The sequence below is a fragment of the Roseomonas sp. KE2513 genome, assembly GCF_016107305.1.
GTDB lineage: Bacteria > Pseudomonadota > Alphaproteobacteria > Acetobacterales > Acetobacteraceae > Roseomonas.
In genome coordinates, this window is record NZ_RCVR01000023.1 from 15060 (window position 1) to 27310 (window position 12251).

At 72.7% G+C, this 12251-nt stretch carries 7 protein-coding genes; 3 read left to right on the forward strand and 4 right to left on the reverse strand.

Features of this window, described 5'->3' with window-relative positions:
* The first annotated feature begins 108 nt into the window (after positions 1–108).
* On the forward strand, positions 109–1389 hold the full coding sequence (locus D9599_RS20290; RefSeq protein WP_198383117.1) for a DNA repair exonuclease: 1281 nt from the start codon (positions 109–111) through the stop codon (positions 1387–1389).
* 10 nt (positions 1390–1399) lie between these two features.
* Positions 1400–4879 (forward strand): AAA family ATPase, encoded by a 3480-nt coding sequence (locus D9599_RS32155; protein WP_198383118.1) that lies wholly within the window; start codon positions 1400–1402, stop codon positions 4877–4879.
* Positions 4880–4898: 19 nt separating this feature from the next.
* Here the strand turns inward: D9599_RS32155 and D9599_RS20300 are convergent, their stop codons facing one another.
* Both D9599_RS20300 and D9599_RS20305 read right to left on the reverse strand, forming a co-directional pair.
* Positions 4899–5879 (reverse strand): tripartite tricarboxylate transporter substrate binding protein, encoded by a 981-nt coding sequence (locus D9599_RS20300; protein WP_198383119.1) that lies wholly within the window; start codon positions 5877–5879, stop codon positions 4899–4901.
* Complete coding sequence (locus D9599_RS20305; protein ID WP_198383120.1) at positions 5879–6697, reverse strand: polysaccharide deacetylase family protein; 819 nt, start codon at positions 6695–6697, stop codon at positions 5879–5881. The genes D9599_RS20300 and D9599_RS20305 overlap by 1 nt, the downstream gene beginning before the upstream one ends.
* A 61-nt stretch (positions 6698–6758) precedes the next feature.
* Between D9599_RS20305 and D9599_RS20310 the strand changes: the two genes are divergently transcribed.
* Complete coding sequence (locus D9599_RS20310; RefSeq protein ID WP_198383121.1) at positions 6759–10166, forward strand: DEAD/DEAH box helicase; 3408 nt, start codon at positions 6759–6761, stop codon at positions 10164–10166.
* 6 nt (positions 10167–10172) lie between these two features.
* On the opposite strand, the gene D9599_RS20315 is transcribed toward D9599_RS20310, so the two are convergent.
* Together D9599_RS20315 and D9599_RS20320 are read right to left on the reverse strand one after the other, a co-directional pair.
* Complete coding sequence (locus D9599_RS20315; protein ID WP_198383122.1) at positions 10173–11462, reverse strand: phospholipase D-like domain-containing protein; 1290 nt, start codon at positions 11460–11462, stop codon at positions 10173–10175.
* A gap of 123 nt (positions 11463–11585) precedes the next feature.
* Positions 11586–12023, reverse strand: a complete 438-nt coding sequence (locus D9599_RS20320; RefSeq protein WP_198383123.1) for a response regulator — start codon at positions 12021–12023, stop codon at positions 11586–11588.
* Between the last annotated feature and the right edge of the window lie 228 nt (positions 12024–12251).

Consider the following 12251-nt stretch of genomic DNA (forward strand, 5'->3'; position numbering starts at 1 on the left):
GCACCCGGGGGCACTAGCGCCCCGGCCGCGACACGGTAAACAGCGGTGCGCACCGGCAGGGCTGTCGATGAGTAGCGCATTCTCTCGGTCCAGGACTGCTGACGCGCCTTGAACAGCTTCCGCTTTCTCCACGCCGCCGACCTCCATCTCGACAGCCCGTTGCGCGGGCTCGGTGCCGACGCCCCGGCCGCCCGCATCCGCCGCGCGACGCGGGAAGCGCTGGACAACCTTGTGGACCTCGCCATCGCGGAGGAAGTGAACTTCGTGGTGGTCGCTGGCGACCTTTATGATGGTGACTGGCCTGATTTCCGGACGGGGCAGACCCTCGTCGCGGCCTTCGGGCGGCTGACGCGCGCGGGCATCCGGGTGGTCGCGATCCGTGGCAACCACGATGCGGAAAGCGTGCTGACGCGCACCCTGCGCCTGCCGGACGGCGCCACCCTGCTGCGCGCGGACAGGCCGGACACGCTGGAATGGCCGGACCTCGCGGTTGTCCTGCACGGGCAGAGCTTCGAGACGCGGGAGGTGCAGAGTAACCTGGCCCAGGCCTATCCCGGGCCCGTCGCGAACCGCTTCAACATCGGCCTGCTGCACACGGCGGCAACCGGACGGCCGGGCCACGCCTCCTACGCCCCCTGTACGGTCGAGCAACTGGCGGCACATGGCTACGACTACTGGGCGCTCGGCCATATCCACGCGCGGGAGGAGGTGCTGCGCGAACCCTGGATCGTCTATCCCGGCAACCTCCAGGGGCGGCACGTAAACGAGCCCGGCAGCAAGGGGGCGAGCCTCGTCACCGTGCGGCACGGCCGCGTGGTAGCGGTCGAGCACCGGCCGCTCGACGTGGTCCGCTGGGGCGTGGTGGTGGTGGACTGCGAGGGCGCGGCCGACGAGGAGGCCGTGCTGGAGCGCTGCCGCCGCGCCATCGGCGCCGCCCTGGACGCGGCCGAGGGCCGGTTCCTTGCCCTGCGGGTTCGGCTGGAAGGCCCCTGCCCCGCCCATGCCGCCCTTGCCCGCGACCCCGCGTCGCTGCGCCAGAAGGTGATTGCCGCAGGGCTGGAGGTGGCGGAGGCCGGCAGCTTCTGGCTGCAGGAGGTGCGGACGGCGACGCGCGCCATGCTCGACCTCGACGCCCTCCGCGCGAGGGACGACGCGGTCGGGCGCCTCGTCGGCGCAATCGAGGCGCTGGCAGCCGACCCCTCGGCGGCCGCGGCGCCAGTGGCCGCGGCGCAGGCCTATGCGAGCCACATGCTCGGACGTGGCGCGGTGCGGCTGAGCCAGGCGCTGGGCCCGGACCATCCGGCAGTGCTGGCGGCGGAAGGAAGGCTGCCGCCAGAGCTGCTCCAGCGGGCGCGCGACCTGCTGCTCGCGCGGCTGGCCCAGAGCTGAGGTGAGCGCCATGCGACTGACGAGCCTGACGCTCACCCGCTACGGCAGCTTCGCCGGCACTCGCCTCGACTTCGACCCGGCGCCAGGCCGCATCAACCTCGTGCTGGCGCCGAACGGGGCGGGCAAGTCCGTGCTCCGCCACGCCTTCGGGGAGTTGCTCTTCGGCATCGGCGGGCAGACGCCTATGGGCTTCCGGCACGGCTATGGGGGAATGCAGCTCGCCGCCACGGGGATCGGGCCGGATGGCGAGCCCTTCGCCTTCAACCGTCGCAAGGGATTGAAGAACACGCTCACTGGCGCGGACGACGCGCCGCTCGATACGGCCTGGATGGAGCGGCTGCTCGGCCGGGCGGACGCGAAGCTTCTCGCCCAGCTTTTCGCCCTCGACACGGAGCGGCTCCGCCAGGGGGGACGGGACCTGCTCATCTCCGGCGGCGCGCTGGCGGATGCGCTGCTTGCGGCGGCGGGCGGGGTGCGGGAGGCCTCGGCGCTCCGGCGCAGCCTGGAGGAGGAGCGCGACCGGCTCGCGCCCACCCGCAAGACCGCTCAGCGGCCTTTCTACCTCGCGCTCGATCGCTGGTCGGAAAGCCGGCGGCAGCTCAACGGCAGCCTCGTGCGCCCGCAGCAATGGGAGGAGCGCGAGCGCGCCCTGCGCGAGGCCGTGGCGCGGCGGGATGAGGCCAATCGCCAAGCCGCCGAAGCGGCATCGCAGCTGCGCCGGCTGGAGCGAGTCCGCCGCGTCCGCCCGATGCTGGCTCGCCACGATACCGCCCGCCTCTGGCTGGCCGGGAGTCCCGAAGCGCCGCGCCTGCCGACGGCCCTTGGCGAGCGCTTGCCTGAGGCGCGCGGCGCGGTCGCGCGGGCGGCGCACGCGCTGGAAGCGGGGTGCACCTTCCTCGCACGGCTCGACGCCGATCTCGCGGCGATCGTGACCGATGACGGCCTGATCGCGCAGGGGCCGGCGCTGGAAGCGCTCGCCGAGGTGGCTGCGCTGGCCTCGCGGGCGCGGGAGGAGCTGCCGGAGGCCGAGGCCGCGCTCATGGCGCTGCGCGCGCGGGTGTCAGCGCTGGCCGGGGCGCTCGGCGGCAACGACGCGGATCCTTCGGTGCTGGTCCCTTCCCCCGCCCTCGCCATGGCGCTGCGGCGGCTGGCAGCGGAACGGGCCGCGGCCGCCAACGCCTCGGCCAGCCTGCCGCGCCGTCTGGCGGAGGGCAGCGCGAGGCTGGAGGAGGCAGAACGGGCGCTTGCCGCGCTGCCGCCGTCCGAGGATGCCGAGCGGATCGAAGCGCTGCTCCGGGACATCCGGCGGGAGGGAGATCCCGCCGCGCGGATCGCCATTGCGCGACGCGGGCTGGCGGAGGCGGAGGCGCAGCTCGGCGCGGCCCTCGCGCGCCTTCCCGCCGCGCCGGATGCCAACCCGTCTGTTTCCTTGCCGGCGCTCGAGCGGCTCTGGGCCTCTCTGGATGCGGCAGGATTGGCACTCGGCCGAAAGGCGGAGGCGGTTGGCCGCGCAGAGGCGGCGCTGGCTGCCGCGCGTGAGGAACGGGTCGCGCTTGAGGCCGCGGGTGCGCCCCCGACCTGGGCCGCCTTGGCCGAGGCCCGCGCGCGCCGCGAGGCCGGCTGGGACCTCGTCTTCCGCCGCCTCCTCGGTGAAGGGCGGGAGGAGGAGGAGCGCGCCTATAGCAGCGGTCGCCCGCTACCGCTGGCCTATGCGGACGCTGTGGCCGGGGCCGACCGGCTTGCCGATGCAAGGCTCGCCGATGCGGAACGGGCAGCGCGCGCGGAGGCGCTGCTGCGGGTGGTGGCAGAAGGCGAGGCGGAACTCGCAGTCCTCGAAGCCGCCCGCTCCGCGGCCCGGTCGGAGCGCGGGGCGGCCCGCGCAGCCTGGGCCGAGGCGATCCACCCGCTCGGCCTCGATGCCGGCGCCACGCTCGCCGAGGCGCAGCGGGCGCTCGCGGCGCAGGATGAGGCGATCGCGCTTCGCGAAGCCGTTGCGGCCGCAGCGGCGGCCCTCGCGGAGACGGAGGAGCGGGCCAGCGCGGAGGCGGCACGGCTGGCGGCGATGCTCGGCAAGCCGGCGTCGCTCGGCCTCCCTGCCCTTCTCGACGGGGCAGAGGAAACGGTCCGGCGGCTGCGCGCGACAGAGGGGGAGCGTCAGCGTGCCCAGGCCGCCGCCGGCGCCGCCCGCGACGAACTCCGCCGTATCGCCGGGGAGCGCGCGGCGGCGTCCGAGGCCGAGGCGCGGTGGCGAGAGGGATGGGAGGCCGCGCTCGGCCGTTTGGGCGAGGCGCCGGACCTCACCCCGGAGGCGATAGCCGAACGGCTCGCCTTGCGCGAGGAGTTGGGCGAGGCTCTGCGCGAAAAGGCGCGGATCAAGGCCGAGGCCGAAGCGGCACGGGCAGCGCTGGACCGCTTCGAAGGCGGGTATGCCGCGCTTTGCGAGACGCTCGGCCTACAACCTGACCCGAACTCGGCCGCCGGGCTACGCGCGCTGGGCCAGCGACACCGGGCAGAGGCGGCGCGGGCGGAGACCCGCACAGCACTGCTCGGGCAGCGGGAGACCCATTCGGCGGGACTGCGGAGTCAGGAGGCGGCGCTGGTCACGGCGGAGGCCGCGCTGCGCGACGTGATTGCGGCGGCGGGAGCCACGACAGCGGAGGAGGCCGAGCGCCGAATCCTTCTCGGCGCAGAGCGCTTCCGGCAGGAGGCGCTGCTGGCTGCGGCCGAGGCCGAGCTGATTGAGGCCGGAGACGGCCTGCCGATCGACGTGCTCCGCGCCGAAGCGGCGGATGTGCCGCCCGAGGGGGTCGACGCGGCGCTCGAGGAAGCGCAGGCGGCCCAGCGCCGCCACGCGGAGGAGGCCCAGGCGGCGGTGGCCGCCGCGACGGCGCTGGACCTCGAGATGCGACATCTCGCCGGCGACGACGTGGCGGTACGCGCGGCCGCCGAGGAGGCCGCGGCCGCGAGCCTTCTCGGCCAGACGCTGGACGACGCGCTGCTGATGCATGTGGCGGCCGGGCTGCTCGAGGCGGCGCTGGGCGTCGTGCAGCAGGGCACGGACGACGCGCTGCTGCGCCGGATCGGCGCCGCCTTCGCCACGGTGACCAATGGCGACTACACCGGCGTGCAATCCCAGGAGGACGAGCGCGGCACGGCGCGGCTGACGCTGCGTTCGCGCGACTTCCCGGAGGAAGCGACGCCCGTCGAAGGCCTGTCGGAGGGCACGCGGGACGGGCTCTTCCTCGCGCTGCGGCTGGTGGCGATTGAGGACCACGCCGCAGGCGGCACGGTGCTCCCCTTCCTTGGCGACGACATCCTGCAGAGCTTCGACGACCGACGTGCGGCGGCCGCCTTCCGCGCGCTTCTCGCGCTCAGCCACACGGCGCAGGTGATCCTCTTGAGCCACCACGAGCACCTGCTGCCGGTGCTGCGGGCGGCCCTGCCGGAGGGGGCCTGCCACGTGCAGCGCCTGGACGCCGCGCCGGCCTGAGCGGCGCCGCCCGGCAGGGCTAGTCGGGCTTCACGCCCGTCGCCTCGATCACGCGCGCATATTTCGCCACCTCCCGTCCCACGAAGCCCGTGAATTCCGCGGGCGTGGTCTCCTGCACGTCGGAGCCCTCTTGCACGAGGCGGCCGCGCATCTGCGGGTCCCGGAGGATGGTGTTCACCTCCGTGTTCAGCCGCTCGATCACGGCCGGCGGCGTGCCGGCGGGTGCGAAGAGACCGCCCCAGAGGCTGAAGTCGAAATCGGGGATGCCGCCCTCAGCCACCGTCGGCGTTTCCGGCGAGCCGGGCGTGCGGCGGGCCGTGGAAACGGCGAGGAGGCGGAGCTTCCCCTCCCGCACATGCGGCACCGCGGCGGGCATGCCCGAGAAGAAGAAGTCCACGTGGCCACCGAGCAGGTCCGTCAGCGCGGGGCCTGCGCCGCGATAGGGCACGTGGACCATGCGCGTGCCCGTCCGCAGCGCCAGCGTCTCGGCCGCGAAATGCCCAGGGGTGCCGGTTCCGGAGGAGGCAAAGGTCATCTGCCCCGGCCGTTCCCGCGCGGCCGCGACGAGATCGGCGACCGAGCTGTAGGGCGTCGCCGCGTTCACCACGAGCGCGAGGGCCGCGTTCCCGATCAGGGCGACGGGCGCGAGGTCCCGCGCGGGGTCGTAGGGAAGGTTGGGCACGAAGCTCTTGGCGATGGCGATCTCCGGCGCCTGGCCGAGCAGCAGCGTGTAGCCATCGGGCGCGGCGCGGGCGACCGCCTGGGTGCCGATCGCGCCGGCCGCGCCGGAGCGGTTCTCCACGACGACGTTCACACCGAGCGGCGCCCGCAGGCGCTCCGCCACAAGGCGCGCGAAGAGGTCGCCTGTGCCGCCCGGCGCGTAGGAGACGACGATCTGGATCGTGCGGTTCGGCCAGGCGGTCTGCGCGAGGGCGCCCGCCGGCAGGGCGGCGAGGGTTGCGGCGCGCAGCGCGTCGCGGCGGGTCGGGCGGGCGCGCATCACGCGGCCCTCCCCTGCCGCATGACCCATCGCGCGAGTTCGTCGTGGCGCGCGAACCAGACCCCCTCGTGGCCGCGGATGTGCTCGATAATCTTCGCGAGCACGGCGGCCATAGGCGGGCGGCCGCCGAAATGCGCGTGGACGGTGAGGTTCAGGATCTCCGGCCTGCCGCTCGCGAGGAGGAAGTCGAAGGTGTCCCGGTAGACATCGAGGAAGTCGCGCGGGCTGCCGCGCATCACGCGGTTATCGGTGAAGTCGCTGTGCATCAGCGCGACGATCCCGCCATGCGGCGTGTCCACGATGTAGGGCAGATCGGTGTCGTTGTAGTCGCCGTGCCAGATCATTCCGGCCTCGGCCAGGAAGCCAGCGGTATGGGCGGTCGGCGTCATGCGCGGGCTGGCCCAACCGATGCAGGGCTCGCCAGTAGCCTCGGCGATGATGCCGGCACAGCGGTGGATGAGCGCGCGCTCCTCCTCAGGGTCGAGGTAGGGGAGGAAGACGTTCTGCGTGTAGGAGTGGCCGGCGATCTCGTGGCCGGCCGTGTGCAGGGCACGCACGGCCTCCGGGTAGCGCTCGACGGCGCGGGCGTTGGTGGCGACCGTCGCCTTGATCCCGGCGCGGTCCAGCATTTCGCCGAGCCGCCAGATGCCGGTGCGCCCGCCATACTCGGCCCAGGAAATGCCCTGGCGGTCGGTCACCCCCTCGCGCAGCGCGCTCGCCATGGGGGAATAGGGTGGGGCCATGCCCTCGGGCCAAGTCTCGAACATAATGGTGACCATCACGGCCACCCGGGCGCCCTCGGGCCAGGCATCGATCATCCGCTCGCTTCCTCCGGGGCATCGGGCCCCTTGCCGGCCTTGCCCGGCCGGTCATGCCGGGATGATGCGGCCGGTGGGGCGGGACGGCAACGGCAGGCTTCCGGAGGTGGCGGCTCGCCTGCCGCCGCCCGCCCGCCCGCTGCGTTGCCCTCATGGGAACGATGAGGGGAAGTACGGCGTGACACTGGTGGCCGAACCGGAGGGGCTGCTCGCGGCCCGGCTCGTGGAGCTGGCGGCGGAGGGGGGCGGCGCCATCCATGTCGCGCGCAGCGAGGCGCGGGCCGCACGGCTTGCGGCCGCGGCACGCGCCCTGGCCCCCTCGCTCCGCGTGGTCCTCCTGCCTGCCTGGGACTGCCTGCCCTATGACCGGACGTCCCCCTCCCGTTCCGTGATGGGGCAGCGGATGGCGGCGGTCCACGCCCTTGCAGCCGGGGACGGGGCTCGAGCCCTGGTGATCGCGAGCGTCGATGCCGTGACCCAGCTGCTCCCGGCGCGGGAGGCTTGGGCGGGCCTTTCCTTCCGCGCCGGCGAGGCACTGGACCCCGCGCTCGCCGAAGCCGCGCTCGAGCGCCTAGGCTACGTCCTGGACGAGCGGGTGGACGAGCCGGGCGAGGCGGCGCTGCACGGCGCCGTCCTCGACGTCTATCCCGCCGGTGAGGGCGCCCTTCCCTGCCGGATCGAGCATGAGGAGGGGCGCGTCACCTCCATCCGCCACTACGACCCGATCACCCAGCGCAGCCAGGAGGAGACGGAGGCGGTGACGCTGGGCCCCGCCTCGGAGGTCGTGCTGCCCGAGGGCGCGGAGGAGCGCCACAGTCAGGGCATGGAGCACGGCTTGGCCGATTTTTGTCCCCGGCTGGTGACAGCTTTCGATCTGCTGCCCGGCGCGCCCGTCGTACTCGACCCAGAGGTGGAGGAGCTGCGCCCGCAGCGCGCGGCGGAGGTGGCGGACGCCTTCCGCTCCCGGCTCGCGCTCCTGCCGCCTGGCGAGGAAACTCGCCCGGTCTCGGAACCCGCCCGGCTCTACCTCGACGATGCTGCCTGGGCCGCGGCCATATCCGGGCGGAAGGTCCTGTCCCTGGAGCCGCCGCCGGAGGAGGCGGAGGGAAGCGCGCCGCGCTTCATCGGCACCCGCGACCCCGAGGAAGCCTTCCTCGACTTCCTGGAGGAGCGTCGCGAGGCGGGGCAGCGCGTGGCGTTGGCCGGGCGCAGCACCCGCCGCACGCGCGCCCTTCTCCGGCTCGTCGCGCAGCGGCTGAACCTGCGGGCGGAACCGCTGGCGGGCTGGAGTGCCCTGCGGGATGCGCCGGCCGGCACCTTCGGCGTGCTGGACGGCCTGCTGGAAGCGGGCTTCGAGGCCGATGGCGCCGTGGTCGTCGCGCCCGGCGATGTACGGCCGCCCGCCGCCCATGGGAGCGACGCGGAGCGGCAGCGGATTCTCGCGCTCGCCGATCCCGGCCTGCAGCCGGGCGACGCGGTGATCCATCTCGACCACGGCCTCGGCGCGCTGCGCGGGGTGGAGGCGGTGACGGTCGGGGAGACGACGCTCGACTGCCTGCGGCTCGACTACGCGGGCGGCGCGACACAGCTCGTACCCCTGGACGAGATGGACCGCATCTGGCGCTACGGCGCGGAGGCCGAGGGTGTGACGCTCGACCGGCTCGGGGGCGAGAGCTGGCCGAAGCGGCGAGCGGAGGTGGAGGCGCAGGTGGCCGCGAGCGCGGAGGCGCTGGTCAGCATGGCGCGCGAGGCCGAGGCGCGCAGCGCTCCCGTGCTGCGGCGGCGCGGCGGCGCCTATGACCGCTTCGTCGCCCGCTTTCCCTTCGCGCTGACCACCGACCAGGCGGAGGCGATCGACGCCGTGCTGGCGGACCTCGCCTCCGGGCGCCCGATGGACCGGCTTGTCTGCGGCGATGTCGGCTTCGGGAAGACGGAAGTGGCCCTTCGCGCGGCGGCTGTCGCGGCGCTGGCGGGCAAGCAGGTGGCGGTGCTGGCGCCGACCACGGTGCTCGTACGCCAGCACCTGAACACCTTCCGCCGCCGCTTCGCGGGGTTGAAGACGGGCGGGCGGGCGATCCGCATCGAGCAGCTTTCGCGTTTTTCCTCCGCGGCGGAGGCGAAGGCGGTGAAAGAGGGGCTTTCAAAGGGCGAGATCGACATCGTCATCGGCACACAGGCCCTGGCGGGCAAGGGCGTGCGCTTCAAGGATCTCGGCCTCGTCGTCATTGATGAGGAGCAGCGCTTCGGCACCCGGCAGAAGGCCACCGTGCGGCGGCTGGCAGCTGAGACGCATGTCATGGCCATGACCGCGACCCCGATCCCGCGCACACTTCAATCAGCGCTCGTCGGACTGCAGGCGCTCTCTGTAATCGCGACGCCTCCGGGGCGCCGCCAGCCTATCCGCACCGTTCACATGCCGCTTGACGACGCGGTGCTGCAATCGGCGCTCGCTCGCGAGAAGCGGCGCGGTGGGCAGAGCTTCGTCGTCTGCTCGCGGATCGAGGACCTGCCGGGCATGCGCGAGAGGATCTCGGGGCTGCTGCCGGAGCTCGAGATCATCGAAGCGCACGGCGATCTGCCGGTGGAGGAAGTGGACACCGCGCTGGTCCGCTTCGCCGACGGCGAGGGCGACGTGCTGCTCTCGACGAATATCGTGGAGACCGGGCTTGATGTGCCGCGGGCGAATACGATGATCGTGCACCGCGCGGACCGCTTCGGTCTCGGCCAGCTTCACCAGCTTCGCGGCCGGGTGGGACGCGGGCGGGTGCGGGGCACGATCATCCTCATGACCGATCCCGAGGAGCCCCCCTCCCCGCTCACCGAGAAGCGGCTGCGCGCGCTGGAGGCCTTCGACCGCGTGGGCGCCGGCTTCGCGATCAGCGCGCAGGACATGGACCTGCGCGGCGCGGGCGACCTGCTGGGGGAGAGCCAGGCCGGGCACCTCAAGCTCATCGGTCTCGACCTCTACCAGCACCTGCTCGACCGCGCGCTGCACGCGGCGCGCGGCGAGGCGGTGAAAGAAGACTGGACGCCCGCCCTCTCGATCGCCGTCTCCGCCTGGATCCCGAAGGACTATGTGGAGGAGGAGGCAGGGCGGGTGGAATTGCACGCCCGGCTGGCGGCGATCCTGCGGCGAGGCGACGCGGCGGCGCTGGGAGACTTCGCGGAGGAGGTGGCGGACCGCTTTGGCGCCCCGCCCGAGCCCATGGAGAACCTTCTCACCCTCGCCCGCCTCCGCCTGCGCTGCCGGCAACACGGGGTTTCCAAGCTGGAGGTTGGGCCGAGCGCCGCAGCGGCGAGCTTCCGCGCCGAACCGCCCGCCGCACGCGCGCCGCTGGAGAGGCGGGGCGAGCGGATCGTCCTACCCCGCCACGCCGAGGGCGAGGAGGGATTGCTGACGACGGCGGAAGCGCTGCTCGACCGGCTACGCCAGCGCGGCTCGGCCCGGGGCGACCGGGCGGCCGCGTAAGCCGCGTCAGAGAAAGGTCTCCACGAGGCTCGCCCCGACCTCGCGGAGACGCTCGCCCAAGCCGCGTGCGCGCCAGGCTTCGAGGGTGATCTCGCGGGAGGCGGCGACGTCGTGCCGGAACAGCGTCTCCATGCGCCCGCCGAACTCCGGACCGAGGATGATGGCGTCGATCTCGTTGTTCCAGACGGTGCTGCGCCAGTCGAGGTTGGACGAGCCCACGGCAGACCAGGCGCCGTCCACCACGGCGGTCTTGGCGTGCAGCACGCGGCCCTGCCGCTCGTGGATTCGCACGCCGGCCTCCAGCAGGTCCCCATATTTCGCGCGGCCAGCCGCGATGGCGGCGCTGCTGTCGCTCTGGCCGGGCACGACGATCTGCACGTCCACCCCGCGCCGGGCCGCCGCCGCCAGCGCGCGGGCGAGGTCCGGCGTGGGCACGAAGAAGCCGGTGGTGAGATGGATCGAGCGGTCCGCCAGCTCGATAGCGGAGAGCAGCGTGCGGTAGATCAGCGGCTGGTCGTTGTCGGGCGCGCCGTCGATCGCTTGGACGGTCATGTTGCCGACCGGCGTCCGCGGTGTCGGCGGGTGGTCGGCAATGGGCGGACCATTCTGCTGGCGCCAGGTCTCCATAAAGTAGCGAGCGAACTGCGCGACGACCGGACCCTCGATTCGGACGTCGGTGTCGCGCCAGGCCTGGTCCTCGGGATCGGCGCCCTCCGGCCGAGGGGCATTTTGATAGACCCGACTGATGTTCACCCCGCCGGTGATTGCGAGCCGCCCGTCCACCAGGAGGAGCTTACGGTGGTCTCGCTTGTTCAGCGCGACCGGCACGCGGTCATTCGGGCCGAGCGGATTGAATTCCACCACGCGGACACCGCCCGTCCGCAGCCGGTTAAACAGGGCCTTCGAGGTCTCGGCCGCGCCCCAGGCGTCGTAGACGAGGTTTACCTCAACGCCGCGCGCCCGGGCGGCCAGCAACATGTCGGCGAACCTTCCGCCGGCCTCCTCGTCGAATTCGTAGCTTTCCATGTCGATGCGGGTGCGGGCGCCATGAATGGCCTCGGTGAGCGCGCCGAAGGTCGCGGGACCGTCTACCAGCAGTTCCACGCGGTTGCCGTCGAGGAAGGGTAGACCGGAGAAGCGCTCCCCTTGGCGCCGGATGAGGTCGATGCTCCCGCCTGGCCCGGCCGAGGCGCGCGCGGCCAGGAGGTCGCGGCTGACGCCTGGCGTCGGCGCGGAGGCGCAGCCGCCCAGGAGACCCGGGCCTAGTAGTGCGAGGATGGGGAGAAAGTGTCTCACGCGCCGCTCATGAGGGCGACCTGCGGCAGAATTCGGGCCGGGACATCGGCACGCCCCCGCCTCACGAAAAGATGTTGAACCGTCACGTTCCGGAGCGCTAAGGACGGAAGCGTGCTGGCCGCTTCAGCAGGCGGGAGGAAGGCTCCGGCGGACGCCCTGCGCACCGGCTCGGCTGGCCAGGAGAACCTCCAGGGTGCTGCGCAGGTGGCGGAAGCCATCCGGCTTTTCGAGAAGCGCCTCCGGCTGGACACCGAGGCTCAGCAGGGTGCGGTTCTGCTCCTCCGTCATGTAGCCGCTGAGGACGACGATCGGCATGCCGGGCCAGGTCGCCACAATTTTCCTGACGAGCCCGACTCCGTCGAGGTTCGGCATCCGCACATCGGTGACGACAGCATCGAAGGGTTGGGACTCCAGCTCGGCCGCCGCAACCGCTCCGTCCGGAGCACAGGTAACGCAGTAGCCACTCTCGCTCAGGTCCAGATCTATCAGCAGTGCGACAGCCTCTTCGTCTTCTGCGACCAGAACACGCGGTGGCCCCTCTCGGGCCGGCTCATCGGGCATCTGTTCTCACCTGGTGCTACCCCTGTTTGAACGCGGAATACGAGCTTAACGCAAGATGAGCGCAACCTCTGGTGGCAAATGTGCTGAAAACTTTGGGAGAATCGGCATGCATCCATCCCCTTCTCCCCCATGGCGCGCCGTGGCCACGGTGAACGTAACCCAGATGTTTTCCGGAAGGAAGTGATTGACTATCGTTCGATCACTAACGGTGAAGAAGGCCTGCCGCGG